The following is a 26,939-nucleotide window of genomic DNA, read 5'->3' as shown; positions in this document are numbered from 1 at the left end:
CGCTGCCCTCTCACTCCCCCTGGATCCATTCCGCCACGCCACGCCAGAGCGTGTCGCGGTGTTCGGGGCGGAAGAAACCGAAATGGCCGATCGCCTTGGCCTCAACGTCGGATGGTTTCACCGTCAGCACCTCCGGTTTGATCGCGGTGAATCCGCCAGTGAGCAGCTCGACCGCGGGCCGCGTCGCCCAGGGATCGTCGGAGAAGCACAGCGCGCGCAGCTCGCCCTTGAACTTGGCGAAATTCTCCAGCGCCGGCAGTTTTGAATCGAAGAGATAGCGCGGGCTCGAGACCCATTCGGCCCATTGCAGGAACACGCCCTTGGGCAAATCCTCGCCGATGCCGGCCCAGCCCGGCGCGTAGCCGAGCGCGTGGACCAGCGGCACGCCGACAAAATTCATGAAAGCGTAGACGCGGTATTTTTCCGGCGAGGTCATCAGCCGCCAGGTCGCGGCCTGCGAGGCCAGCAATATGGCGCGCGAAATTTCCGTGTTGTTTTCGATCAGCCCGAGCGCCTGGCCGCCGAAGGAATGGCCGACATAGGCGAAGGGCAGGGTGGTGTAGCGCTCGCGCATCCAGCGCACCGCGGCGGTGACGTCGAGCGCGGCCCAATCCGACATCGAGGCCTTGAACCCGACCAGCGATTTCGGCTGGTTGTAGCCGACCATCGCGGGCTGCCGGGAATCGCCGATGCCGCGATAGTCGTAGGTCATGACCGCGCAGCCGCGGTGGGCGAGGTAGGAGGCAAAGCCGCGATAGATTTTTCGCGGGACGGCGGTCGCTGAGTTGATCAGGACGGCATGGCGTTTGGTGCCGCGCGGCAGGAACAGGGTGCCGGTCAGCGCATACCCGTCGGTCGCCGGGAAGCTGATCTCGTCGATGAAAACGTCGTCGCGCGCCGCGTCCATGGGCAGCCGGTATCCTAGGCGAGTTTCCTCAATTCCCCAGCAAATGCGAATTCTGCTTTCCCCGCAAGGGTTTGCAGTACGAAATGGATTTACAACTGGCGGTGTCGTGCCAGCCTGTGTATAAGGCGGCCCTCGCAACCCACAGATCAGGTTGCACTTTTTGCTTCACGGAGAGATTGCGATGTCCGAGCGGTGGACGCCCGAGTCCTGGCGCAGCAAGCCGGTGCTACAGGTGCCCGACTATCCCGATGCCAAGGCCCTGGCCGACGTCGAGGCGCAGCTTGCGACCTTTCCGCCGCTGGTGTTTGCGGGCGAGGCGCGCAACCTGAAGAAGGCACTGGCGCGGGTCGCGGCTGGCGAGGCCTTCCTGCTCCAGGGCGGCGACTGCGCCGAGAGCTTTGCCGAGCACGGTGCCAACAACATCCGTGACTTCTTCCGCGTCCTGCTCCAGATGGCGGTGGTGCTGACCTATGCCGGCGCCGTCCCCGTCGTGAAGGTCGGTCGCGTCGCCGGCCAGTTTGCAAAGCCGCGGTCATCGCCGACCGAGAAGATCAACGGCGTCGAGCTGCCGAGCTATCGCGGCGATATCGTCAACGACATCGCTTTCACCAGGGAAGCGCGCGTGCCGGATCCGCAGCGCCAGCTGATGGCCTATCGCCAGTCGGCCGCGACGCTGAACCTGCTCCGTGCGTTTGCCACCGGCGGCTACGCCAATCTCGGCAGCGTGCATCAATGGATGCTTGGCTTCCTGAAGGACTCGCCGCAGTCCCGCCGCTACAAGGAATTGGCCGATCGCATCTCGGACGCGCTGAATTTCATGCGCGCCTGCGGCCTTGATCTCGAAGCCCATCCCGAGTTGCGCGCCACCGATTTCTACACCAGCCATGAGGCGTTGCTGCTCGGCTACGAGCAGGCCATGACCCGCGTCGATTCCACCACCGGCGACTGGTACGCGACCTCGGGCCACATGATCTGGATCGGCGACCGCACCCGCCAGCTCGATCACGGCCATGTCGAATATTTCCGCGGCATCAAGAACCCGATCGGCCTGAAGTGTGGCCCGTCGCTCAAGCCCGACGAGCTGTTGAAGCTGATCGACGTGCTCAATCCCGACAACGAGCCGGGTCGGCTGACCCTGATCAACCGCTTCGGCTCCGACAAGGTCGCCGACCACCTGCCGGGACTGATCCGCGCCGTGAAGCGCGAGGGCAAAGTGGTGGTCTGGTCGTGCGATCCCATGCACGGCAACACCATCACCTCCACGTCCGGCTACAAGACACGGCCGTTCGACCGCGTCCTGTCGGAGGTGAAGTCGTTCTTCACCATCCACGCCGCGGAAGGCACCCACGCCGGCGGCGTGCATCTGGAGATGACCGGTCAGGACGTCACCGAATGTATCGGTGGCGCTCGTGCGATCACCGACGAGGATCTCAACGACCGCTACCACACGGTCTGCGATCCTCGCCTCAATGCCGAGCAATCCATCGACATGGCTTTCCTGGTCGCGGAGCTGCTCAAGCAGGAACGCGCCGGCAAGGTCAGGCCGATGCCGGCCGCAGCGGGGCTCTAGGACCTTGCTGCGGATCTGGAAGGCCACGATCAACTCCCGCAACGGCCTGGCTTTTGCGTTCCGTTCGGAGCAGGCCGTCCGCGAAGAGATTTTCGCGCTCGTTTTGTCGCTGCCGCTTGCCTGGTTCGTCGGCTCGACTGCCACGCGCGCAGTTGAGCTGGTTTGCGCGGTCGCCTTCGTGTTGGTGGTCGAACTGCTCAACACCGCGATCGAAAAGCTCGCCGACCGCCTGACCCTGGATCACGACAAGCAGATCGGGCGGGTCAAGGATATGGGGTCGGCCGCGGTTGGTGTCGCGCTCTTGATGGCCGGGGCATTCTGGATTCTTGCCATTGTCGAGCGGTTGGGTTTCGTTTAGCCATAGAATCGGACCAGGCCGGCCATGACCGAACGTCTCAACGCATTCGCGGTCACGCTCGCCCAGCTCAATCCGACCATGGGCGACATCGAGGGCAACGCTGCGAAGGCGCGCGCGGCGCGCGCGCGGGCCGCCTCCGATCGCGCCGATCTCGTGCTGTTTCCGGAATTGTTCATCGCCGGCTATCCGCCGGAAGACCTTGTGCAGAAGCCGGCCTTCCAGGCGGCTTGTCGCGCGGCGATCGACGGCCTCGCCCGCGAGACTGCCGATGGTGGCCCGGCCATGCTGGTCGGCACGCCCTGGGTCGAGGACGGCAAGCTCTATAATGCCTGCGCGCTGCTCGATGGCGGCCGCATCGCTGGCTTGCGCTTCAAATGCAACCTGCCGAATTACGGCGTGTTCGATGAGAAGCGGCTGTTTTCGCGCGGACCCGCTTCAGGCCCTGTCACCGTGCGTGGCGTGCGGATCGGTGTTCCCATCTGCGAGGACATCTGGCTGGAGGAGTCCGAGGACTATGAGAACGTGGTCGAGACGCTGGCCGAGACCGGCGCCGAGATCATTCTGGTCCCGAACGGTTCGCCCTATGCCCGCGACAAGAACGATGTGCGCCTGTCGGTGACGGTGGCGCGGGTGACCGAGAGCGGCCTGCCGCTCGTCTACCTCAACCAGGTCTGCGGCCAGGATGAGCTCGTGTTCGACGGCGCCTCGTTCGCGCTCAACGGCGATCTCTCGCTGGCCGCCCAGCTGCCGGCGTTCGAGGAGAGCATCACGACGCTTCGTTTCACCAGGACAGGGGACGACTGGCGTTGTACGGGACCGATCGCCAAGCAGCCCGAAGGCGACCACGCCGATTACGCCGCCTGCGTGCTCGGCCTGCGCGACTACGTCACCAAGAACGGCTTTCCCGGCGTGCTGCTCGGCATCTCCGGTGGCATCGATTCCGCGCTGTGTGCGGCGATCGCCGTCGATGCGCTCGGCGCCGATCAGGTCCACGGTGTGATGCTGCCTTATCGTTACACTGCGGCGAGCTCGATTGCGGACGCCGGCGAGCTCGCCGGGCATTTGGGGATCCGCTACGAGGTGCTGCCGATCGCGGAAGCCGTGAACGGGTTCGAGACCATCCTCGGAGGCATCTTCAAGAATCTGCCGCCTGACATCACCGAGGAAAACCTCCAGGCGCGTACCCGCGGCACGCTGTTGATGGCGATCTCCAACAAGACTGGCCTGATGGTGGTGACCACCGGCAACAAGTCGGAAATGTCGGTCGGCTACGCCACGCTCTATGGCGACATGAACGGCGGCTTCAATCCGATCAAGGACATCTACAAGACGCAGGCGTTTCGGCTGGCAGCGCTGCGCAATGTCTGGAAGCCCGATGGCGCGCTGGGGCCTGTGGGTGAGGTGATTCCGCCCGATATCATCACGCGTCCGCCGACGGCGGAATTGCGTGAGAACCAGACCGATCAGGATTCGCTGCCGCCCTATGACGTGCTCGATGCCATCCTCGAGCGGCTGGTCGAACGCGAAGAGCCGCTCGATCAGATCATCGCCGCCGGCTTCGATCGCGAGACGGTCACCCGCATCGAGCATCTGCTCAACGTCGCCGAGTACAAGCGGCGCCAGGCCGCGCCCGGAGTAAAGGTCACGCGCAGGAATTTTGGCCGCGACCGCCGCTATCCCATCACCAACCGCTTTCGCGACAATGGCGAGCCGTTGCCCGCCCCGGACGAGACGCTAGTCTCGCGCGGCAACCGCGCCTCGATCGACGCGTTCGAGGGGTAGGCCGCCCATTCCGCTGTCATCATCCGCGAAGGCGGATGATCCAGTACTCCGTGGCGGAAATCGTGAAAACCAACTGCTGCCGCGGCGGATGCCCCGCCTTCGCGAGGCATGACAGAGAGCGGCGCCTTACTTCTGCTGCTGCGGCAGGAAGCTCGGCCCGACCGAACGGATCGGCTTGTTCTCGGAAGACGTCGTTGCGGCGCTGGCGTCCGCGGGCGGCGTCGCGGCCGGTGCAGTGGCCGTCGCCGGCGCAGGCGTCGCGCCCTTCTTGGCAGTGGTCGCGGGCGTGCCCTTGGTGAGCTGCCGCTGCTGCATCTTCTTGGCGCTCTCCTCGGTGACGATGATGTCACCCTGCTGCTCGACGGCGGCCTTGTCGTCGGCGGATTTCAGCGCATCGGCCCAGCTCTGGCCAGCGGCCTTGCAGGAGCAGGACGGGTTGAACTCGCTGCGGAATTTGAATGCGGTCGGCAGCGCCGTGTAGGGCTGGCCGCTGATCGAGACCGCGGAGCTCATGTCTTCGCCGGGATTGCGATGGGCGTAGAGCACGGCTTCGGCTGCCGGGCACAGTGCCTTGCAGGTCTTCTCGTCGTCGGGGAAGCGTGCCGGCACGGTTGCGAACGAGATCGGGAAATAGGCACCATCGCAGGTGCGCACACACACCGTGCGGAAGGTGCCGGATTGCGGGCCGAGATCGGACGGCGGCGCGCCCGGCGGGTTGTTGGCGTTGTTGCCGCCGAACAGATTGCTCAGGAAGTTGCCGCCCTGCGACTGCGCGGCATTGGCGTATTGCGGGCCGCAATTGTTTTGCGCGAGCGCAATCAGCACGGAGCGGCGCTGGCTGTCGCGCTCGGGGCTGGAGCCGCCGGGACCGCCGCCGCGCAAGCGCTCGAGATTGCCGGTGATCTGGTCCAGATTGGCGCGCATCTGCTGGATCTGGGTGTTGACCGGGCCGCATTGCGCCGACTGGCCGTTGAACAGTGAGAAGAAGCCGGAGGAATCGCAGCCCATGCGCTTGGCCTGCATGGTGACGCGGTCGAGCTCGGCCTGCTGGCGCGTCTGGGACTCCTGGTAGCGGCGGATCTGGTCGTCGCGGGCGGGGTCGCCGCTCGCCCCACCGTTGAGCGCGGCGAGCTGTCCTTCCAAACGCGAGCACATCGGATTTGGCCCGAGGCCGCCTTGTGCGGGCGGAGCCGGCGGCGGGCCGGCCTGCGCGAGAGCATCGCTCGCGAGCACGACGGTGCTCAGGAGCACGGCCAAGAATGTGCTGGCGGCAAGGAGGGAGCGGTGTCGGGACAGAGACAAAAATTCAGGCATATCCGCCATTCTAGCGAGGTCGCGGCCCAATGTGACTTGAGGGGCCGAAGCGCGCCCTCCAATAGCCGCTTCCTGCGGCAGCGTCACGTCGTTTCAGGGGCCGAAGATTGGTCCTAAGGTCCGCCAGTTCCGAGCGAATTCAGCGCTGGCAGGTGATTGCGACATATTCGTCGCAATGGCCATGGGAGCAGTTTGCGCCGGATTTGGGGACAGAGCCGGTAATTTCGTCGGGATCGACCCGGCGGAAAGCCGAGGCCTGCGCAAAATCCCGCGACTGGCAGTAGGTGCGCGCGACCTGCGCGCCGCATGTCTCGCCCTTGGCCAGGCACTGGTCGACGCCGTAGCCGTCGGCCTGGTTGGCGATGATGAAGACGCGGGTCTCGGCGGACGCGCTGGATGCCGCAATGATGGACGCGCAGGAAATAAGGGCGAGAAAGAATCGCATAAAAACACCGGGTGGCAAATGAGGAACCGCCAGTTCCAGAATGAGCCCAAATGGTTAAGGATCATGAACCAATGATAACGAGCTGGGCCCTTTGTGGAGATAAAGCGGCATTTTCGCGGCTCTCTTGACGCCAAGGCCCTTCGTGGCCCATATGTCGCGCATGAACGGTCTCCTCGCCATTTGTGGCATTTGCCGCGAGATTACGAGCTAGCGATTCGCTGGCTGGAGCCGTCTTTTCTCAAAAAACATTGAGAGCACTGGACGCCCGGCCAACAGCCGATGGGTATCCATATGGAATTGCGTCTTTACGATACGCTGAGCCGGGACAAGCGCACCTTCGTGCCGCTCGATGCGAATAATGTCCGCATGTATGTCTGCGGACCGACCGTCTATGACTTCGCCCATATCGGCAATGCGCGCCCGGTGATCGTGTTCGACGTGCTGTTTCGGCTGCTGCGCCATCTCTATGGCGAAGCGCACGTCAAATATGTCCGCAACATCACCGACGTCGACGACAAGATCAACGATCGCGCCGCGCGGGATTTTCCCGGCCTGCCGCTGAACGAGGCGATCCGCAAGGTCACCGAGCAGACCGGCAAGCAATTTCACGCCGACGTCGATGCGCTTGGCGCACTGCGGCCGAGCGTCGAGCCGCGCGCCACCGAGCACATCGCCGAGATGCGGGAGATCATCGAAAGGCTCGTCAAAGGCCACTTTGCCTATGTCGCCGAAGACCACGTGCTGTTCTCGCCACAGGCGATGAACGCGGCCAACTCCTCGCTGCCGCAATATGGCGCGCTGTCCAATCGCTCGCTGGATGAGATGATCGCCGGCGCCCGCGTCGATGTCGCGCCCTACAAGCGCGATGCCACCGATTTCGTGCTGTGGAAACCGTCCAAGCCTGGCGAACCTTCATGGCCGTCGCCGGCCGGCATCGCCGCGCCAGGACGCCCGGGCTGGCACATCGAGTGCTCGGCGATGGCCTGGAAGCATCTCGGCGAGCATTTCGACATCCATGGTGGCGGCATCGATCTCGTGTTTCCGCATCACGAGAACGAAGTCGCACAGACCTGCTGCGCCTTCCATCAAGAGCGCATGGCGAACTACTGGATGCACAATGGCTTCCTCCAGGTCGAGAGCGAGAAGATGTCGAAGTCGCTCGGCAACTTCGTGACCATCCATGAATTGCTCGCGGACTGGCCGGGCGAGGTGCTGCGCCTGAACATGCTGAAGACGCACTACCGCTCGCCGATCGACTGGACCATGAAGTCGCTGGAGGAGAGTTCGAAGACGCTCGACGATTGGTATCGTGTCGCAGCCGACGTCGCGCCCACCAAACCGGCCGCGTCCGTGGTCGAGCCGCTGCTCGACGACCTCAACACGTCGCTGGCGATCGCGGCGCTGCACGGTCTGCGCAACAGCGATGTCAACGCCTTGGCGGGTTCGCTGCGGCTGCTCGGCTTCCTCTCCGAAAGCGCTTCGCAGTGGGAAGCTCGCAAGCAGCAGGCGAGCGGCGTGGACGCAGGCGAGATTGACCGCCTGATCGCGGAACGCGCGGCTGCGCGGGCGCGAAAAGACTTCAAGGAGTCCGATCGCATCCGTGACGATCTCGTCGCCAAGGGCGTCGTGCTGAAGGACGGCAAGGATGCCGATGGCAAGCCGGTGACGACCTGGGAGCTCGCGTGATGGCGCAGGCGCTCCCAAAACCTGCACTGCGGCCGTTTCTGCCGGCCGACGTGCCCTTGCTTGCCGCGATCTTTACCGCTGCGATCGAGGAGCTGACGGGCGAGGATTACGGCCCGTCGCAGCAGCAGGCCTGGATGGCGGTGGCGGAAGACGAGGAGTTCGGCAAGCGGCTCGCGGCCGACCTGACGTTGATCGCGACGCTGGAAGGCTCGCCCGTGGGCTTTGCGTCGCTGCGCGGCACCGACCACATCCGCATGCTCTATGTGCACCCGGCTGTGGCCGGGCAGGGCATTGCGACCATGCTGATCGATGCGCTGGAAAGGCTCGCCGGCGGCCGTGGTGCCGAAAAGCTGACGGTTGACGCCAGCGATAATGCGCAGGGCTTTTTCGCCAAGCGCGGCTATGTCGCCATGCAGCGCAACAGCATCACCATCAACGATGAGTGGCTCGCCAACACCACCATGCAGAAGACGCTCGGAACCAATCCCGCGTCGGGAGCGCTGCAATGAGCAAGGAGCGTCTTTATCTCTTCGACACCACGCTGCGCGACGGCGCGCAGACCAATGGCGTCGATTTCACGCTGACCGACAAGCAAATCATTGCCGCGATGCTTGATGAGCTCGGCATCGACTATGTCGAGGGCGGCTATCCCGGCGCCAATCCGACCGACACCGAGTTCTTCGGCACCAAGCCGAAGTTCACCCATGCGCGCTTCACTGCCTTCGGCATGACGCGGCGGGCCGGGCGCTCGGTCTCCAACGATCCCGGCGTTGCCGGTCTTCTCGAGGCAAAAGCCGACGCGATCTGCTTCGTGGCAAAGTCCTCGGCCTACCAGGTCCGCGTGGCGCTGGAGACGACGAAGGAGGAAAATCTCGCCTCGATCCGTGACAGCGTTGCGGCTGCGAAAGCCGCTGGCCGCGAAGTCATGCTCGACTGCGAGCACTTCTTCGACGGCTACAAGGAAGACGCCAGCTTCGCACTCGCCTGCGCCAAGGCTGCCTATGAGGCTGGCGCGCGCTGGGTGGTGCTGTGTGACACCAACGGCGGCACCATGCCGAACGAGATCGAGGCCATCGTCACCGAGGTGACAAAGCACATCCCCGGCGATCATCTCGGCATCCACGCCCATAACGACACCGAGCAGGCGGTAGCCAATTCACTGGCCGCGGTGCGCGCCGGCGCACGGCAGGTCCAGGGCACGCTGAATGGCCTTGGCGAGCGTTGCGGCAACGCCAATCTCTGCTCGCTGATCCCGACCCTGAAACTGAAGCAGGAATTTGCCGACGCCTTCGAAATCAGCGTTACGCCGGAGAATCTCGCGACCCTTGTCAAAGTCTCGCGCACCCTCGACGACATGCTCAACCGCGTGCCGAACCGGCACGCCGCCTATGTCGGCGAGAGCGCCTTCGTCACCAAGACCGGCATTCACGCCTCCGCCGTGATGAAAGATCCGCACACCTATGAGCACGTGTTGCCGGAGTTGGTCGGCAATCACCGCAAGGTGCTGGTGTCCGACCAGGCCGGCCGCTCCAACGTCATCGCCGAGCTCGATCGCGCCGGCATCGCTTATGAAAAGAGCGATCCGAAGCTGACGCGGCTGGTCGAGGAGCTAAAGGAGCGCGAGGCGGCGGGCTATGCGTATGAATCGGCGAACGCGTCATTTGATCTGCTGGCGCGCCGCACGCTCGGCAAGGTGCCGCATTATTTCGAGGTCGAACAGTTCGACGTCAATGTCGAGCAGCGCTACAACGCGCTCGGCGAACGCGTCACCGTGGCACTGGCCGTGGTGAAGGTCGACGTCGCCGGCGAGCACCTGATCTCGGCGGCCGAAGGCAACGGCCCCGTCAACGCGCTCGACGTCGCCTTGCGCAAGGACCTCGGCAAGTATCAGAAATACATCGAGGGCCTGAAGCTGATCGACTACCGCGTCCGTATCCTCAACGGCGGCACCGGCGCGGTCACGCGCGTGCTGATCGAGAGTGAGGACGAGAACGGCGATGTCTGGACCACGGTCGGCGTGTCCCCCAACATCATCGACGCCTCGTTCCAGGCGCTGATGGATTCGGTAATCTACAAGCTCGTGAAGTCGGGCGCGCCGGCGTAGGATCCACGACGACTGTCATACCCCGCGAAGGCGGGGTATCCAGTACGCCGCGGCCTCTCAGTAGGTCTCGGACCTCTCGGAATACTGGATCGCCCGGTTTAGCCGGGCGATGACAGTTGGGGTGAGGGAAGGCAGGGCATGATCGACCACATCTCCGTCGGGGTCAGCAACCTCGATCGCTCCGCCGCATTCTACGAAGCAACCCTTGCCACCCTCGGCCTCACACGCCTCATAACACGGCCGCGCACGATCGGTTTCGGCAAGTCCTATCCGGAATTCTGGATCAATCTGCGCGAGGCCATGCCGCCCGTAGCCCCGGAGAGCGGCGTGCACATCTGCCTGCGGGCGAAGACGACGGCTGAGGTTGATGCGTTTCATGCGGCAGCGCTTGCGAGTGGCGGTGCCTCCGACGGTGCGCCTGGCATCCGCCCGCACGACCGCGTGCGCTACTACGCGGCCTTCATCGTCGATCCCGACGGCAACCGGATCGAAGCGGTGACGTTTCCGAGCGAGTAGTCAGAGCTTGCGCGCGACTTCGGGCGCGAGGTTCTTTTCCGCGTCGGCGATCTGTGCCGAGGCGGCCTTCAGCTTCGGCAGGATGTCCTCGATGCGATCGGCCTTGAGGATGTCGACCGAAAGGCCGGCGCGGATGAACTCGGTCTGGCGCATATGCGACAGCAGCGAGAACAGCGGCTCCCAGAAATTGTCGATATTGGCGAGCAGCACCGGCTTGGCGTGACGACCGAGCTGCTTCCAGGTCAATTGCTCGACCAGTTCCTCCAGCGTGCCAACGCCGCCCGGCAGCGCCACGAAGGCGTCGGAGCGTTCGAACATCAGCCGCTTGCGCTCGTGCATATCGGGGGTGACGATCATCTCCTGCACGCGGGTCAGCGCATTCTCGCGCTTCCGGAGGAATTCGGGGATGATGCCGGTGACGGTGCCGCCGTGATCGAGCACGGAGGTCGCGACCGAGCCCATCAGGCCGAGCGAGCCGCCGCCATAGACCAGGCGAATGTTGTTCTCGGCGAGCGCCTTGCCGAACGCCTTGGCGCCTTCGGTGAAGTGGGGATTGGTTCCGGGACCGGAGCCGCAATAGACACAGACGGTTTTGATCGTGCTCATTGGTGCCATGATGCATTGCAGCGAAGGGGCGTCAAGCCCAATCGGTGATTCGGACTACCCGGAAATCTACCGGTAAATGGCGGCAAACAATCGAATATTCGCCATCTGGCGGGGTGCGCTCGCCCCCGGAAGCTTCTATATGACGAGCGAAAACAGTTAATCGCAACGCGGCCCGCATCCGGCGGGCCCTCAGGCTTCTTGATGGACCAACCTCATTCGCCTCACGGCGCCGACGTGCCCGAGCCCGCCGGCGGACCGCTGGAGCGGGCCACCCTGATGGGCACACTCGCGCATCTGTGGCCTTATATCTGGCCGGGCGACCGTTTCGACCTGAAGATGCGCGTGGTCTGGTCGATGGTGCTGCTGCTCGCCGCCAAGCTGATCACGTTGACGGTTCCGTTCAGCTTCAAATGGGCGACGGATGCGCTGACCGGGGCCAACACCGCGCCGGTGCAGCCTGACAACTGGCATCTCTGGGTGATCGCATCGCCGCTGCTGTTGACGGCGAGCTACGGCGTGATGCGCATCGTGATGGCGGTGCTGACGCAATGGCGCGACGGCATCTTTGCGCGCGTCGCCATGCACGCGGTGCGCAAGCTCGCCACCATCACCTTCATCCATATGCACGAACTCTCGCTGCGCTTTCACCTCGAGCGCAAGACCGGCGGCCTGACGCGCGTGCTCGAGCGTGGCCGCGAGGGCATCGAGGTCATCGTGCGCATGGTGATCCTCCAGCTGATCCCGACCATCGTCGAGGTCTCGCTGCTGATGGCCGTGCTGCTGTGGCAATTCGACTGGCGCTACGTGCTTGCGACGCTCATCACCGTCGCGGTCTACATGTATTACACCTACATCGCGACCGAGTGGCGGATCGGCATCCGCCGCAAGATGAACGATTCCGACACCGAGGCGAACACCAAGGCGATCGACTCGCTGCTCAACTACGAGACTGTCAAATATTTCAGCGCCGAGGCGCGCGAGGCGCAGCGCTACGACCGTTCGGTCGCGCGCTACGAGGAGTCAAGCGTCCACGCCTATACGTCGCTCGCCGTGCTCAACACCGGACAAGCCGTGATCTTCACGCTGGGGCTGACCGCGACCATGCTGATGTGTGCGATCGGCGTGCGCAACGGCACCAACACGGTCGGCGATTTCGTGCTGGTAAACGCCATGATGATCCAGCTCTACCAGCCCTTGAATTTCATGGGCATGGTCTATCGCGAGATCAAGCAGGCGATCATCGACATCGAGAAGATGTTCAGCGTGCTGGGACGCGAGGCGGAGATCAAGGACGCACCGGATGCAAAGCCGCTGGTCGTTTCCGCAGGCGCCGTGCGCTTCGAGGATGTGCGCTTTGCCTATGAGCCGGCGCGCCCGATCCTCAAGGGCATCAGCTTCGAGGTGCCGGCCGGCAAAACGGTCGCGATCGTCGGCCCGTCGGGGGCCGGCAAATCCACCATCTCACGCCTTCTGTTCCGGCTCTACGACATCTCCGGCGGCAGAATCCTGATCGACGGACAGGACATCCGCGAGGTCACGCAGGCCAGCTTGCGCGCCTCGATCGGCATGGTGCCGCAGGACACCGTGCTGTTCAACGACACCATCCGCTACAACATCCGCTACGGTCGCTGGGACGCTGATGATGCCGAGGTCGAGGAGGCGGCGCGGCTGGCGCAGATCGACCATTTCATCCGCATGTCGCCGATGGGCTACGAGACCCAGGTCGGCGAGCGCGGTCTGAAACTGTCGGGCGGCGAGAAGCAGCGAGTCGCGATCGCGCGCACGGTGTTGAAGGCGCCGCCGATCCTGGTGCTGGACGAGGCGACCTCGGCGCTCGACACCCACACCGAGCACGAGATCCAGGGCGCGCTCGAACGCGTCGCCAAGAATCGTACCTCGCTGGTGATCGCGCACCGGCTCTCGACCATCGTCGGGGCCGATGAGATCATCGTGCTGGACCAGGGCCGCATCGCCGAGCGCGGCACCCACGCCAAGCTGCTCGCGCACGGCGGTCTCTATGCCAGCATGTGGAACAGGCAGCGCGAGGCCGAGGCCGCGCGCGAGAAACTGGCCAAGATGGCCGATAGCAGCGAGGCGCCCAACCGGGAGCCGCCGCCGGTCGAGGACGCCCTCACGGCGCAAGCGGCCGCGGAGTGACCTTGTCTCCGGTCCCAACTCTGGCTTAAACAACCCCGTGCGCGAGACGACCCGCGCCATCACCCCTTTTGCGGCAGATACCGATGTCCATTCTCGATTCGATCCAGCGTCAGATCCCGCCGATCCACAAGGAGGGCTATCCCTTCATCGGCGGCTTTGCGCTGGCAAGCCTCGTCCTGTTCTGGCTGTGGTCGCCGCTGGGTTGGATCGGCACCATTCTCACGGTGTGGTGCGCGCTGTTCTTCCGTGACCCCGTGCGGGTCACGCCGGTGCGCGATGGCCTCGTGGTGTCGCCGGCCGATGGCCGCGTCTCGATGATCACCATGGCGCTGCCGCCGGCCGAACTCGGGCTCGGCGACCGTCCGCTGCCGCGCATCTCGGTGTTCATGAGCGTGTTCAACTGCCATGTGAACCGCAGCCCGGTGGCGGGCAGGGTGGAGCGCATTGCCTACCGGCCGGGCCTGTTCATCAATGCCGAGCTCGACAAGGCGAGCGAGGACAACGAGCGCAATTCGCTGGTCATCTCGACACCGCAGGGCCGCATCGGCGTGATCCAGATCGCAGGCCTCATCGCCAAGCGCATCGTCTGCTTCGTGAAGGAAGGGCAGGCGGTCGGCGCCGGTGAGCGGTTCGGCCTGATCCGCTTCGGCTCGCGGCTCGACGTCTATCTGCCGGTCGGCACCAAGGCGCTGGTCTCGGAAGGCCAGACCGCGATTGCCGGCGAGACCATCCTGGCCGACCTGACCGGGGACGACCCGGCACGCACCTACCGAGCCAATTAACCATTGGGCCGATTTCAAGGCCTTCCGCCGCAATGGCGGAGGGGCACGCGGCTTGCTATATCTCGCCTTAAGGTGAGGACGAGCCAATGACGCCCTACGACTTCAAAGATCCAGACATACGCCGCCGGCGGTTCCGGCCGATCCCGGTGCGGATGCTGGTGCCCAACGTCATCACGCTCTTGGCGATCTGCGCCGGCCTGACGGCGATCCGGCTCTCGATCGAGGGGCGGATGACGCTCGCCGTCTACGCCATCGTGTTCGCAGCCGCGCTCGATGGCATCGACGGCCGCGTCGCCCGCATGATCAAGGGCCAGTCCAAATTCGGCGCCGAGCTCGACAGCCTCGCCGACTTCGTCAATTTCGGCGTCGCGCCCGGCCTGATGCTATATTTCTGGCAGTTGCACGAGCTCGGCAATGCCGGCTGGATCGCGGCCATGGTATTTGCGATCTCCATGTGCCTGCGGCTCGCGCGCTTCAATGCCACGCTGGACGATCCGAACAAGCCGGCCTTCGCCGCCAATTTCTTCACGGGCATGCCGGCGCCGGCAGGCGCGATCACCGTGATGTTGCCGATCTATGCAGCGTTCCTGGAGCTGGGGCGCTGGCCCGCGGCCCTGACGGCCGGCTACACGCTGCTGATTGCCTTCCTGATGGTGTCGCGCCTGCCGGTGTTCTCCGGCAAGAGCATGCGCATGCGGGTGCCCCCGGAGCTGGTGTTGCCGGCGTTCGTCGCGGTGATCTTCTTCATCGCGCTTGTGATCGCCTATCCCTGGTACGTGCTCTCGATCGGGACGGTGCTCTATCTGCTCTGCCTGCCGCTCGGCTACAAATCCTATCGCGACCAGGCGCGCGCGATGGAAGCCACCGCACCATCAGGAGGTGAGGTCTCGTCGCCGCCTTCGGCGCCGACACTGGCGAACCTGTCGGAGCCGCCGCACGACGATCGCCGGCTGCACTGAGCGGCATCTGGCGGATATCTGCCATGAGAGCTTCCTGAGTTGGGTTGAGGCCCGATCTCGGCTATATCGCGCTGAGCCGGCGGCATCGCGTCAATCAGCCGCCAATCTGGGAGAGAATGCCGTGACTGATACCGCGACCGGGCCGCTGCCCGCTTCCGTCCTTGAAGCGCTGGGCCGCTATGACACGCCGACGATCTGCAATGCCATGGAGATCGTGGCGCCCGAGCGCCGGCTGATCGGCTACACCACCAAGCAGCTGGTTTGCCCGTTCCCCGATCTGCCACCGATCGTCGGCTACGCCCGCACGGTTGCAATCCGATCGGTGCTGAAATCCTCGCTGCCCCCTGAAGAGCAATCCAGGCGCCGCATCGACTATTACGAATATGTCGGCACCGGTCACGGCCCGCGCATCTCGGTGATCCAGGACATCGACGGTCCCGACGTCGGCTACGGCGCATTCTGGGGCGAGGTGCAGAGCAACGTGCACAAGGCGCTCGGCTGCCTCGGCGTCATCACCGACGGCTCGATCCGCGACATCCCGCAATGGGCCCCAGGCTTCCAGGCGCTCGCCGGCTCGATCGGCCCGTCACATGCATGGGTGCATGCGGAGAGCTTTGGCGGCGAGGTGCGCGTTGCCGGAATGACCGTGAAGTCGGACGATCTGATCCATGCCGACCAGCACGGCGCCATCATCATCCCGCTCGACGTCGCGGCAAAGCTGCCCGAGGCCGCCGAGCTCTGCGGCCGCCGCGAGACGCCGATCCTCGAGATCGCCCGCAGCCCCGACTTCTCGCTGGAGAAGCTGAAGGCCGCGTTGAAGCGCTCGGCGGAGATCCACTGAGATCAGAGTAATCCCATGGACATGCGCGGCAAGACGGTGCTGATCACGGGCTCGACCGATGGCGTCGGGCGTTACGTCGCAGGCCGCCTTGCCGCCAAGGGCGCGCGTGTCCTGATCCATGGCCGCGACGCGGCGCGGGCGAAAACGCTGATCGACGGGATCGTGAAAGCGGGCCACGCCGCCCCGACGTTTTATCAAGCTGATCTGTCGTCGATGGCAGGTACGCGCGAGCTCGCTGCGGCCGTGAAGCGGGATCACCAGCATCTCGACGTCTTCGTCAGCAATGCCGGCATCGGCTCGCAGAACGATGGGCCGCAGCGGCAGGAGAGCCGCGACGGTCACGAGCTGCGCTTTGCCGTCAACTATCTCTCGGGCTTCCTGCTCGCCCATCTGCTGCTGCCGTTGCTGAAGGCCGCGGCGCCGTCGCGCATCGTCAATGTCGCTTCACTCGGCCAGCATCCGATCGATTTTGACGACGTCATGATCACGAAGGGCTACAGCGGCTCGCGCGCCTATGCGCAGAGCAAGCTCGCGCAGATCATGCTCACTGTCGATCTTGCAGCAGAGCTCAAGGACGCCGGCATCACGGTGAACTCGCTGCATCCGGCGACTTATATGAACACGACGATGGTGCGGGCCGGCGGCATCACGCCGATGTCGACCGTGGAACAAGGTGGTGCTGCGATCCTGCATCTGGTTGAAGGCGACGACGTCGCAGGTCGAAGCGGCCTGTTCTTCAACGGCATGAATGAGGCCCGCGCCAATCCGCAGGCCTACGATGCCGATGCACGCAAGCGCCTGCGCGCACTCAGCCTGGAGTTGACCGGGCTCTAGTCACCGCTGGTTTTCAGCAGACCAAGCAATTGTCGCATTGCGGCCGGGATCGGAGCAATGATCGGCTGATCGAACAAGGGCTGAATGGCTGTCGCCACCTGACCAAGCGGTCCTCCGCCGATGATGACGGCTTCGGCGCCATCCTGTTCAAGGCACGCCCGCACAGCGACGATCAGTTCCTGTTCCAGCCGCGCGGGGTCGCGCACCAATTCAAGCGGATCACCCGGCGTCAGTCGGATCCCGGAATAGAGGTGATGCAGATCCAGCTCGCGCGCACGATCCTCAATTGAGCCCGCCAATTCGGGCGTGACGGTCGCGACACCAAACCGGCGTCCACCCGCGGCCGCCACGATCATGGACGCCTCGCAAATCCCGACAACCGGTAGCATCACTTTGTCCCGCAAGGCCCCCAAACCAGGATCGCCGTAAGCGCTGACGATGATCCCTGCGTAATTCTTGTGATCGGCGACGCCGATTTCGACCACTTCGGCGGCGGAGGCCGCAAGCGCTGCGACCGTCGTGATCATCTGAGGACTCCGCTGCGCCGTCGCGCCAACGACACGCACGCCGCCAGCGGCGCATGACGCGGCAATACTGACCATCATCTCCGTCGTGGCGACGGAGCTGTTGGGATTGATGAGCAGGATTTGCCGCATGACCCTTCATGCACCTTCAGGCAGCGCCGCGATATTCAGGTCTTCCATGGACTTTCCAAACGTCTCGGGGCCGAACTGGATGCAGGCAGCGAAGATGCCGTACATGACGGCAATCATCGCAAATACGCCGACCAGTCCATAGCTGTCCAGCACCCGGCCAGAGATAAGGGGCATCACGGCGCCGGCCGCCGTTCCGCTGGCCAGAATGAACGCGACGCCGAACGCCCGTGACCTCGTGGGATAAAGCTCGGGTGCGTAAATCCAGATGGTGGTGTTGAGCACGAGAACGAAGAACTGGAACACCGCGCCAAAAAACAACAACAGATAGATATTCACGCCGAGAAAGCCGAAACACAGCGAAGCAACGCAGGCGCAAATCGAACCCACCGTAAGTACGAGCTTGCGCGGGAACATGTATCCGAAGGCCGAGGCCGAGACCGTTCCCAGAAAACTGCCTGTCTGAATGATCATTGTGAACAGCAGGCTGGTTGACAGCGTGTAGCCCTGCGCGACCAGCATCATGGGTAGCAAGGTCAGAACGGACAATTGCGCACCGTAGCTCATCAGGATGGCAATCGTGACCGGGATCGTTCGCGACGCATAGGGTGGCTTGAAGATCTCGCTCCAGGCTGCGTTGCCGGTCTTGAAGGGTTCGCCACCATCGCTGAGGTAGGACGTGACAGTCAGGCCCTTGGGATTGAGCTTGCCGGAGGCGAGGATCGAAAGCACCTTGTTGGCTTCGGCGATCTTGTTTTTCGACAGCAGATAGCGTGGCGTCTCCGGAATGTAGCGCCGATAAAACACGATCAAGAGCGACGGCAAGGCCAGGCTGAGGAACAGCCAGCGCCAGCCGCTCGGCCCGGGAAACAGCGTGAAGATCAGAAGACCAAAAGCGGGCGCGAGAAAATTACCGAGACCCCCCGCGCCGACGTTCACCAGGCCAACTGCGGTGCCTCGAAATTTCGTCGATGACACTTCGGCAAGCATGGTGACGGCTGTCGATATCTCGCCTCCGAGCCCGAAGCCGACGACGGCGCGCCCGACGCAGAGCAAGCCAAACGAGGGGGCGGACGCACAGATCAACGAGCCGATCGTGAACAGCAGCAGATTGATCCCGAGCATGATCCGTCGGCCGTATTTGTCGGAAATGACGCCCGACAGCAATCGGCCGGCCGCTGCCGTGCCGAAGGTGATCGTATTGAGCAAGCCAATGTCGCCGCCGGTCAGTCCCCATTGCTCGCGCAGCATCGGTCCGGTGATACCTACCGTGTTCTGCTCAAAGCTGTCGAACAGACAGCCGATCAGGATGAGAAACACGATCTTCTTGTGAGCGGCCGTCGTGCCAATCTTGTTGAGTGCCCCCTCAAGCTCTCGAATCTTCGGCGTATCACTCGAAGACGTCGCAACCGGCCCCATCGCCATTGAAAGCCCCCCGTTACGAGTCTCGTATCTCGTGCGGTTCAATCGTAAATGGAATCTGCGTTGCAGGTTTTGTGCCGTATCCGCGCACCGCCCGGATCGCTCAGAGGCCCCACCGTCTGCCGCGATTCTAATCAGGAATTGGTGTTGTCGCTCGGAAATAGCACACCGGTCACGCCGAATAAGTGCCGTAGTCCGGGCAGCGAAAATTGTCCGGCAGTTACTGATGCGTCGTGCCCGGACCGATGCCGTTGGCCGCCACGCGGTCGAAAACGCGGCGTCGCCGAGCCAGATCTCCTGGTCGATCCAGTCGAACTCCTCCCAGGCGGTGGTAGTGTCGGATGTGGGCGGCGCAATCATAGTTAGCGAAGTGTTGAGATTGCTGTCGCTGGACGGCAATCGCTGCGCGATCAGCGGCGGCGTGCCGCACAGCCTCGACTTAACCTTTACGCGTCTTTAATCGCGGCTCACTAGGGTTTCCGATGCGGTTCGGGGTTGGGCCGCGCCATCGGCCAGGACGGCCGTTGTTGCGTTCGCGTTGGAGTCTCCCATGGATATCATGACGGGCGCCGGCCTCGTGGCGGGCATGATCGTCGTCGCGACGATGGTGTTCCTGGGCGGCGATCTGCACATGTTCATCAGCGAGCATGCGATGATCATCATCTTCGGCGGATCGGGCGCAGCGACCATGATCCGCTTCCCGCTCGCAGCGCTGATGCACGGCCTGCCGCTCGGCCTCAAATTCGCCTTCACGATGAGCCGGCTGTCGGCGCACGATCTGGTCGACGAACTCGCCCGCATCGCCGAGATCGCCCGCAAGCAGGGCCCGGTGGGGTTAGAAAAGGTCGAGACCGACGAGCCGTTCCTCGCCAAGGGCATCCGCTACGTCGCCGACGGCTACGACCTCGATTTTATCAGGGACAATCTGGAACGCGATCGCGACAATTTCCTGTTGCATCTCAACGAAGGCAGCAAGATTTACCGCGCCGTCGGCGACTGCGCGCCTGCGTTCGGCATGATCGGAACCCTGATCGGCATGGTGCAGATGTTTTCGAACATGTCGGATCCCTCGAAGCTCGGCCCGTTCATGGCGACCGCCCTGCTGGCAACTCTCTACGGTGCGCTGGTCGCGAACCTGCTCTGCCTGCCGATCGCCGACAAGCTGCATGGCAAGCTGATCGACGAGGAAACCAATCGCACGCTGATCATCGACGGCATCCTGATGATCCGCGACTCCAAGAGCCCGACTTTGGTGCGCGAAATGCTGCTGGCCTATTTGCCTGAGAAGCACCGCCACGCCGAAGGCGAGCCGGTTCCGGCGTAACGCCGGACGCCGGGATCTGACCCATGGCAAAGAAAAAACGCGAAGAAGCACACGGCGGCCATGGCTGGTTCGTGACGTTTGCCGATCTGATGGCCTTGCTGCTGGCGTTTTTCGTGATGCTGGTCGCATTCTCCACCCAGGACGCCAACAAGCTGAAGATCGTCGCAGGCTCCATGCGCGAGGCCTTCGGTGTCCAGAGCGAAGCGCGCTACGCCGGCATCATCGAATCCGACGGCCTGCCGACCCGCGCGCGGCTGAAGAACGTCGACCACATCCAGCCTGAGGAGTCCTCCAACACGCCGACGCCGGATCAGGAGGATCGCGACAAGACGTCCGGCGCCAAGATCAAGGTCGACCGTAATTTTGCGCTGGCGGCCGCCTCGCTGCGGCAGGCGTTGCAGGACATGCCGGAACTGACCGAGATGTCCAAGCACATCATGTTCGAGGAGACCAAGCAGGGCCTCAACCTCGAGATCGTCGACCAGGACGGCCGCTCGATGTTTGCCGACGGCTCCAAGGTGCCCTACGACCGCACCCGACGGCTGATCGAGAAGCTCGCGATCCCGCTGAAGGCGACCCCCTTGCGCGTCTCCATCGCCGGCCACACTGCGGCCGGCTTCGTGCCGACCCGCAGCGACTACGGCGCCTTCGATCTATCGGCCGACCGCGCCAACGCGGTGCGCCAGATCCTCGAACGCGAGGGTCTGCCGGCGGCGCACATCTTCGCCGTCTCCGGCAAGGCGGACACCCAGCCGTTGTTCCCGGACGATCCTTCGCTCGCCGCCAACCGCCGCGTGACCATCACCTTGATGCGTGAAGATCCGCCGTTGCCGCCGAACTTGAAGCCATAAATCCCTTGCGCTACCATTTTACCTGAGGCCTATCGTCGCTATGGCGACGAACGTGGCCGCGCCGTCACAGCATCTGCCGCGGCGCCTGCTATGGTGGTGTGCCGATTGACAGGCGCACCGGAAGCGTCAAAAGGCGCCGGATCAATTCCAGGGACGAAGCGTTTTCCCCTTTCATGACGGCGAGCATCACATCGACCGAGACCCAGGAAGGGCCGGTCACCTCCGGTTTTTGGGCTCTTACGCTCGGGAGCATCGGCGTCGTTTTCGGCGATATCGGCACCTCGCCGCTCTACGCATTTCACGAGGCGGTTAGGGGCGCCGCCCATGGCGAGCCGGTCACGCGGATCATGGTGCTCGGCGTGCTCTCGCTGATCCTGTGGGCGCTGCTGATCGTCGTCACCGCCAAATACGTCCTGCTGCTCTTGCGCGCCGACAATAACGGGGAGGGCGGCACGCTTTCCCTGATGGCGCTCGGCCAGCGTGCGCTCGGGCGGCGCAGCTGGTTCCTGCTCGCGCTCGGCGTGGTTGGCGCCTCCATGTTCATCGGCGATTCCATGATCACGCCGGCGATCTCGGTGTTGTCGGCAGTCGAAGGCCTGAAGCTCGCGACGCCGGCCTTTGAACACTATGTCGTGCCGCTCACCGTCATCATCCTGGCGCTGCTGTTCGCGGTGCAGAGCAAGGGGACGGCGCTGGTGGCGTCCGCCTTCGGCCCGGTGATGGTGGTCTGGTTCACGGTGCTGGCGGTGCTGGGCGTCGTCCACATCGCCGACGATCCGTCGGTGCTGGCTGCGATCAATCCCTATTACGCACTGCAATTCCTGCTGTCGCACGGCACGATCGGCCTCGTGACGCTGGGCGCCGTGTTCCTGGCGGTGACCGGCGGCGAGGCGCTCTATGCCGATCTCGGCCATTTCGGCCGCAAGCCGATCCAGTCGGCCTGGATGTTCTTCGTGCTTCCCTCGCTGCTGATCAACTATTTCGGACAGGGTGCGCTGGTGCTGTCCGATCCCAGCGCGATCGAACACTCCTTCTATCGCATGGTGCCCGAGCATTGGGTGTTGCCGCTGGTCGGACTTGCGACCGCGGCGACCGTGATCGCGAGCCAGGCGGTGATCACCGGCGCGTATTCGCTAGTCTATCAGGCGGTGCAGCTCGGCCTGCTGCCGCGCTTCGAGGTGCGCTACACCTCCGAAAGCCATGCCGGCCAGATCTATCTGCCGCGTGTGAACCGGCTGCTCCTGATCGGCGTGATGCTGCTGGTGCTGTTGTTCCACACCCCCGGCAATCTGGCGTCGGCTTACGGCATCGCGGTCTCCACCACCATGGTCGCCGACGGCATCATGGGCTTCATCGTGATCTGGAAATTGTGGAACTGGCGCGCCGCGACGGCGGCGGCCGTGATCCTGCCCTTCGTCGTGGTCGACATGACCTTCTTCAGCGCCAATCTGCTCAAGCTGCTCGAGGGCGCCTGGGTGCCGCTGCTGTTTGGAGCTGCGATGGCGGGGACGATCTGGACCTGGCGGCGCGGCTCGGGAATCCTGATCCAGAAGACGCGTCGGATCGAGGTGCCGCTGGACGATCTGATCCGCAGCCTGGAGAAACGGCCGCCGCACATCGTCAAGGGCACGGCGGTGTTCCTGACCAGCGATCCCGCCTTCGTGCCGACCGCGCTGCTGCACAATCTCAAGCACAACAAGGTGCTGCACGAGCACAATGTGGTCCTGACCATCGAGACCGCGCACACGCCGCGGGTCGACCTGTCGGAGCGCTTCCGCATGGAGAAGGTCAGCGACAAGTTCTCAAAGGTCCGCCTGCGCTTCGGCTTCATGGAGCAGCCGAATGTCCCCAAGGCGCTGGCGATCGCGCGCAAGCAGGGCTGGCAGTTCGACATCATGTCGACGTCGTTCTTCGTGTCGCGGCGCTCGCTGAAGGCGTCGGCGCAGTCGGGCATGCCGCTCTGGCAGGATCATCTGTTCATCGCGCTCAGCCGGTCGGCCAACGACGCCACCGACTATTTCCAGATTCCGACTGGGCGGGTGGTTGAAGTCGGGACCCAAGTCACTATTTGAACGCAATCGGCGGACCCATGCAAATTTGCATGCCTAGGGCCCAGAATCGGGCTAGGCTATGCCACCAGCGCAGGACTATAAGCCGCGCGCTCCTCCGCCGTTGTGCAGTGAAGCATTTTTAGAGGCCACCAGGCTCTCCCATGACAAGTGACGTAGCAATTCCCGCCCCGGAAACGGCGGCGGCCAATGGGCATGGCGAGGCCCACACCACCGCCGGTTTCGGCGCGCTGACGCTTGGCAGCATCGGCGTCGTCTATGGCGATATCGGCACCAGCCCGCTCTACGCGTTCCGCGAGGCGGTGATGGCGGCCTCGGGCGTTGAGGGCACGCCTACGCCGGCGGCTGTCCTCGGTGTGGTGTCCCTGATCCTGTGGGCGCTGATCGTCGTGGTGACGCTCAAATACGTCGTGATCCTGCTGCGCGCCGACAACAATGGCGAGGGCGGCACACTCGCGTTGATGGCGCTGGCTCAGCGCGCCGTCGGCACCGGCGGGTCGACCATCGTCCTGCTCGGCATTATCTCCGGCGCGCTGTTCTACGGCGACGCCGTGATCACGCCGGCAGTCTCGGTGCTGTCGGCCCTCGAAGGCATGAAGGACATCACGCTGCGGTTCGAGCCCTACATCGTGCCGCTGACCGTGCTGATCCTGCTGTTCCTGTTCGCCGTGCAATCGCGCGGCACCGCCCGCGTCGCGGCGTTCTTCGGACCCGTGATGTGCGTCTGGTTCGCGGTCATCGCGGTGGCGGCGATCCATCCGATCATCGCGCAACCGCAGGTGCTGTTCGCGCTGAACCCGTTCTATGCTGTGTCCTTCATGCTCCATCACGGCATCATCGGCTTCGTGACGCTCGGCGCCGTGTTCCTGGCGGTCACCGGCGCTGAGGCGCTCTATGCCGATCTCGGCCATTTCGGCAAGCGGCCGATCCAGACCGCCTGGCTGTTCATCGTGCTGCCGTCGCTGGCGCTGAACTATCTGGGGCAGGGGGCGCTTGTTCTCGGCGATCCGCAGGCGATCGAGAGTCCGTTCTTCCAATTGTTCCCGCAAGGCTGGGCCCGCGGCGGCATGGTCGTGCTGGCGACCGCCGCCACCGTCATCGCGAGCCAGGCCGTCATCACCGGCGCCTATTCGCTGACGCGCCAGGCGATCCAGCTCGGGCTGCTGCCGCGCTTTGAAATTCGCCATACGTCAGAAGCCCATTCCGGCCAGATCTTCATCCCGCGCATCAACCAGCTGCTGCTGGTTGCCGTGATCATGATGGTGCTGCTGTTCCGTTCCTCCAGTGCGCTGGCCTCGGCCTATGGCATCTCCGTCACTGGTACGATGGTCGTCACCGGCATGATGGGCTTCATCGTGATCTGGAAGGCCTGGAAGTGGTCGCCGCTGTGGGCTGCAGCTCTGATTGCGCCGTTCCTGTTCCTCGACCTGACCTTCCTGGCCGCCAACCTGCTCAAGGTGTTCGAGGGTGGCTGGGTGCCACTCGCGCTCGGCTCTTTCATGATCCTTCTGATGTACACGTGGCGGCGCGGCAGCCGGCTGCTGTTCGAAAAGTCGCGCAAGCTCGAATTCCCGCTCGCCGACCTCGTGGCGATGCTGGAGAAGCGTCCGCCGCAGCGCGTGCCCGGCACAGCCGTGTTCCTGACCAGCGATCCCCTGAGCGCGCCGACTGCGCTGATGCATAGTCTGAAACACTACAAAGTGCTTCACGAGAAGAATGTCATTCTCACCATCGAGACCGCGCAGACTCCGCGTATCGATCCGGCCGAGCGGGTGAAGCTGGAGCAGATCAGCCCGACCTTCTCCAAGGTGACGCTGAAGTTCGGCTTCATGGAATCGCCTAACGTGCCGAAGGCCCTGGCGATCGCCCGCAAGCTCGGCTGGCAGTTCGACATCATGTCGACCTCGTTTTTCCTGTCGCGGAGGGCGCTCAAGCCGGCCGCCCATTCCGGCATGCCACGCTGGCAGGACCGGCTGTTCATCTCGCTCAGCCGCTCCGCCAACGACGCCACCGACTATTTCCAGATCCCGAGCGGCCGCGTCGTCGAGGTCGGGACGCAGGTCACGATCTAGGCTGCTCCCAAAGCTGCACTTCAAGTCGCTGCGATTTAGCTTTAACTTGCGCCGTAGCGCTCAAGCCTTTGTAGCGCTTGATTTTCGCCTGCCGAGAGGCGAGGTTGCCGCCGGCCGGGGCGCCCCGGCTGGCGCCCGGACGTTGGAGGATGATTTGACAAACCAGGTACAGGATCTGACCCCGGACGAGGTCGCCAAGGGTGTCACCGAAGGGCGCTATCTGCTCGTCGACGTCCGTGAGCCGAACGAGGTCGAGGCCGAGGCCTATCCCTACGGCGTCGTCGTGCCGCTCTCGACCTTCGATGCCAAGGCGATCCCCGATCCGCAAGGCAAAGAGGTCGTGTTCGCCTGCCGCTCGGGCAAGCGTTCGGTGACGGCATCGCTTGCCGCGCAGGCGGCGGGCCTGCCTTACGACAAGCATCTCGCCGGCGGCATGCTGGGCTGGAAGGCGGCGGGCCTTCCCAGCAAGGTCGGCGGCTGATCGGGCCCAATGTCTAACAGGATGTCCAAAAGCTCTTCCCTGAACAAGGTCTTCGCTGACCTTCCCGTCACCATCTTCGAGGCGATGTCGCAGGCTGCGCGCGACAACAACGCCATCAATCTCGGCCAGGGCTTCCCCGACGATCCCGGTCCGGAGGACATTCGCCGCGCCGCGGCTGATGCCTCGCTCAACGGCTACAACCAGTATCCGTCGATGATGGGGATCCCGGAGCTGCGCCAGGCGATCGCGACCCATTACGGCCACTGGCACGGGCTCAAGCTCGATCCGATGAGCGAGGTGATGGTCACCTCCGGCGGGACCGAAGCCTTGACCTCGGCCATCCTGTCGGTGGTTCAGCCCGGCGACGAAGTGGTCTGCTTCCAGCCGGTCTATGATTCCTACCTGCCGATCATCCGCCAGGCTGGCGGCATTCCGCGCCTGGTCCGGCTCGAACCACCGGGCTGGCGGCTGAATGAGGACATGCTGAAAAGCGTCTTCAATTCAAAGACCAAGGCGGTGCTCTTCAACAATCCCCTGAATCCCTCCGCGGTGGTCTATCCGCGCGAGGACCTCGAGCTGCTCGCCCGGTACTGCCAGAAGTTCGATGTCATCGCGATCACCGACGAGGTCTGGGAGCACGTCACCTTCGACGAGCACAAGCACATCCCGCTGATCACGATCCCCGGCATGCGGGAGCGGACCATCAAGGTCGGCTCGGCCGGCAAGATCTTCTCGCTGACGGGCTGGAAGATCGGCTTCGTCTGCGCCGCACCGCCGCTGCTGCGCGTCGCGGCCAAGGTGCACCAGTTCCTGACCTTTACGACTGCGCCGAACCTCCAGGCTGCCGTCGCCTACGGCCTCGGCAAGCCCGACGAGTATTTCCTGTCGATGCGCAAGGATCTGACGCGGAGCAGGGACCGTCTGACCAAGGGGCTGGAGAGCCTCGGCTTCCCCGTGCTGAAGTCGCAGGGCACTTACTTCCTCACCGTCGACCTGTCGCCGCTCGGCCTCAACGAGAGCGACGCCGAGTTCTGCTGGCGGATCGTGAAGGACTACAAGGTAGCGGCGATTCCGGTCTCGGCGTTCTACGAGCATGACCCGGTGACATCGGTGGTGCGCTTCTGCTTTGCCAAGAAGGACGAGACGCTCGACACCGCACTGGAGCGGCTGTCGGACGCGGTGCGCGGACGCAAGAGGTAGGACGAA

At 64.0% G+C, this 26,939-nt stretch carries 23 protein-coding genes and 1 pseudogene; 18 read left to right on the top strand and 6 right to left on the bottom strand.

What is annotated here, in order from left to right; genetic code table 11:
- Nucleotides 1-10: 10 nt before the first annotated feature.
- Nucleotides 11-907: an alpha/beta hydrolase family protein gene (locus UB31_RS10315; protein WP_045010785.1), complete on the bottom strand. Its 897-nt coding sequence runs from the start codon at nt 905-907 to the stop codon at nt 11-13.
- A 181-nt stretch (nt 908-1,088) separates the two neighbouring features.
- Here UB31_RS10315 and UB31_RS10310 point away from each other — a divergent pair, with 181 nt between their 5' ends.
- From UB31_RS10310 to UB31_RS10300, 3 genes are read left to right on the top strand one after another with little or no spacing between them, the layout of a single operon-like run.
- Complete coding sequence (locus UB31_RS10310) at nt 1,089-2,477, top strand: class II 3-deoxy-7-phosphoheptulonate synthase (protein ID WP_045010784.1); 1,389 nt, start codon at nt 1,089-1,091, stop codon at nt 2,475-2,477.
- Between the two features lie 4 nt (nt 2,478-2,481).
- Nucleotides 2,482-2,835: a diacylglycerol kinase gene (locus UB31_RS10305; RefSeq protein WP_045010783.1), complete on the top strand. Its 354-nt coding sequence runs from the start codon at nt 2,482-2,484 to the stop codon at nt 2,833-2,835.
- 24 nt (nt 2,836-2,859) lie between these two features.
- Nucleotides 2,860-4,617, top strand: a complete 1,758-nt coding sequence (locus UB31_RS10300; protein WP_045010782.1) for an NAD+ synthase — start codon at nt 2,860-2,862, stop codon at nt 4,615-4,617.
- 126 nt (nt 4,618-4,743) lie between these two features.
- Here UB31_RS10300 and UB31_RS10295 read toward each other — a convergent pair whose 3' ends face one another.
- Both UB31_RS10295 and UB31_RS10290 read right to left on the bottom strand, forming a co-directional pair.
- Nucleotides 4,744-5,940 (bottom strand): DUF2865 domain-containing protein, encoded by a 1,197-nt coding sequence (locus tag UB31_RS10295; protein WP_045000844.1) that lies wholly within the window; start codon nt 5,938-5,940, stop codon nt 4,744-4,746.
- Nucleotides 5,941-6,070: 130 nt separating this feature from the next.
- Nucleotides 6,071-6,376 (bottom strand): hypothetical protein, encoded by a 306-nt coding sequence (locus UB31_RS10290; RefSeq protein WP_045010781.1) that lies wholly within the window; start codon nt 6,374-6,376, stop codon nt 6,071-6,073.
- A gap of 291 nt (nt 6,377-6,667) precedes the next feature.
- Here UB31_RS10290 and cysS point away from each other — a divergent pair, with 291 nt between their 5' ends.
- From cysS to UB31_RS10270, 4 genes are all read left to right on the top strand, one after another.
- Nucleotides 6,668-8,062 (top strand): cysteine--tRNA ligase, encoded by a 1,395-nt coding sequence (gene cysS / locus UB31_RS10285; protein ID WP_045010780.1) that lies wholly within the window; start codon nt 6,668-6,670, stop codon nt 8,060-8,062.
- Nucleotides 8,062-8,571 (top strand): GNAT family N-acetyltransferase, encoded by a 510-nt coding sequence (locus tag UB31_RS10280; RefSeq protein WP_045010779.1) that lies wholly within the window; start codon nt 8,062-8,064, stop codon nt 8,569-8,571. Before cysS ends, UB31_RS10280 begins: the two co-directional genes overlap by 1 nt.
- A complete protein-coding gene (gene cimA / locus UB31_RS10275; protein ID WP_045010778.1) occupies nt 8,568-10,166 on the top strand; it encodes a citramalate synthase in 1,599 nt (532 codons plus the stop codon). Before UB31_RS10280 ends, cimA begins: the two co-directional genes overlap by 4 nt.
- Before the next feature lie 138 nt (nt 10,167-10,304).
- Nucleotides 10,305-10,682, top strand: coding sequence for a VOC family protein (locus tag UB31_RS10270; protein ID WP_045010777.1), 378 nt, complete (start codon nt 10,305-10,307; stop codon nt 10,680-10,682).
- On the opposite strand, the gene UB31_RS10265 is transcribed toward UB31_RS10270, so the two are convergent.
- Nucleotides 10,683-11,288 (bottom strand): LOG family protein, encoded by a 606-nt coding sequence (locus UB31_RS10265; RefSeq protein WP_045000837.1) that lies wholly within the window; start codon nt 11,286-11,288, stop codon nt 10,683-10,685.
- Nucleotides 11,289-11,489: 201 nt separating this feature from the next.
- Here UB31_RS10265 and UB31_RS10260 point away from each other — a divergent pair, with 201 nt between their 5' ends.
- The 5 genes and pseudogenes from UB31_RS10260 (at nt 11,490) to UB31_RS10240 (ending at nt 16,861) form a co-directional block, all read left to right on the top strand.
- A complete protein-coding gene (locus tag UB31_RS10260) occupies nt 11,490-13,445 on the top strand; it encodes an ABCB family ABC transporter ATP-binding protein/permease (protein ID WP_045010776.1) in 1,956 nt (651 codons plus the stop codon).
- Between the two features lie 56 nt (nt 13,446-13,501).
- Nucleotides 13,502-14,227 (top strand): annotated as a pseudogene (locus tag UB31_RS10255) (phosphatidylserine decarboxylase); the annotation flags it as partial.
- A gap of 86 nt (nt 14,228-14,313) precedes the next feature.
- Nucleotides 14,314-15,186 carry a CDP-alcohol phosphatidyltransferase family protein gene (locus UB31_RS10250; protein ID WP_045010775.1) on the top strand — a complete coding sequence of 291 codons (873 nt, stop codon included), beginning with the start codon at nt 14,314-14,316 and terminating at the stop codon, nt 15,184-15,186.
- Nucleotides 15,187-15,307: 121 nt separating this feature from the next.
- The gene (locus UB31_RS10245) at nt 15,308-16,027 is read left to right on the top strand and encodes an RraA family protein (RefSeq protein ID WP_045010774.1); all 720 of its coding nucleotides are present in this window, start codon (nt 15,308-15,310) and stop codon (nt 16,025-16,027) included.
- 15 nt (nt 16,028-16,042) lie between these two features.
- Complete coding sequence (locus tag UB31_RS10240) at nt 16,043-16,861, top strand: SDR family NAD(P)-dependent oxidoreductase (RefSeq protein ID WP_045010773.1); 819 nt, start codon at nt 16,043-16,045, stop codon at nt 16,859-16,861.
- On the opposite strand, the gene UB31_RS10235 is transcribed toward UB31_RS10240, so the two are convergent.
- Complete coding sequence (locus UB31_RS10235; protein ID WP_045010772.1) at nt 16,858-17,517, bottom strand: aspartate/glutamate racemase family protein; 660 nt, start codon at nt 17,515-17,517, stop codon at nt 16,858-16,860. The genes UB31_RS10240 and UB31_RS10235 overlap by 4 nt on opposite strands.
- A 6-nt stretch (nt 17,518-17,523) precedes the next feature.
- Nucleotides 17,524-18,939, bottom strand: coding sequence for an MFS transporter (locus UB31_RS10230; protein ID WP_045000830.1), 1,416 nt, complete (start codon nt 18,937-18,939; stop codon nt 17,524-17,526).
- A gap of 547 nt (nt 18,940-19,486) precedes the next feature.
- Between UB31_RS10230 and UB31_RS10220 the strand changes: the two genes are divergently transcribed.
- The 6 genes from UB31_RS10220 (at nt 19,487) to UB31_RS10195 (ending at nt 26,933) form a co-directional block, all read left to right on the top strand.
- The gene (locus UB31_RS10220) at nt 19,487-20,260 is read left to right on the top strand and encodes a motility protein A (RefSeq protein ID WP_045000829.1); all 774 of its coding nucleotides are present in this window, start codon (nt 19,487-19,489) and stop codon (nt 20,258-20,260) included.
- Between the two features lie 23 nt (nt 20,261-20,283).
- A complete protein-coding gene (locus tag UB31_RS10215; RefSeq protein ID WP_045010770.1) occupies nt 20,284-21,111 on the top strand; it encodes an OmpA/MotB family protein in 828 nt (275 codons plus the stop codon).
- Between the two features lie 173 nt (nt 21,112-21,284).
- Complete coding sequence (locus tag UB31_RS10210) at nt 21,285-23,183, top strand: potassium transporter Kup (RefSeq protein ID WP_045010769.1); 1,899 nt, start codon at nt 21,285-21,287, stop codon at nt 23,181-23,183.
- A 140-nt stretch (nt 23,184-23,323) separates the two neighbouring features.
- Nucleotides 23,324-25,252: a potassium transporter Kup gene (locus UB31_RS10205; RefSeq protein ID WP_045010768.1), complete on the top strand. Its 1,929-nt coding sequence runs from the start codon at nt 23,324-23,326 to the stop codon at nt 25,250-25,252.
- A 154-nt stretch (nt 25,253-25,406) separates the two neighbouring features.
- A complete protein-coding gene (locus UB31_RS10200) occupies nt 25,407-25,733 on the top strand; it encodes a rhodanese-like domain-containing protein (RefSeq protein WP_045010767.1) in 327 nt (108 codons plus the stop codon).
- Nucleotides 25,734-25,754: 21 nt separating this feature from the next.
- The gene (locus UB31_RS10195; RefSeq protein WP_045010766.1) at nt 25,755-26,933 is read left to right on the top strand and encodes an aminotransferase; all 1,179 of its coding nucleotides are present in this window, start codon (nt 25,755-25,757) and stop codon (nt 26,931-26,933) included.
- The last annotated feature ends 6 nt before the right edge of the window (nt 26,934-26,939 follow it).

Source organism: Bradyrhizobium sp. LTSP849, assembly GCF_000938255.1.
Classification (GTDB): domain Bacteria; phylum Pseudomonadota; class Alphaproteobacteria; order Rhizobiales; family Xanthobacteraceae; genus Bradyrhizobium.
This window is presented reverse-complemented; position numbering and strand designations above follow the sequence as displayed.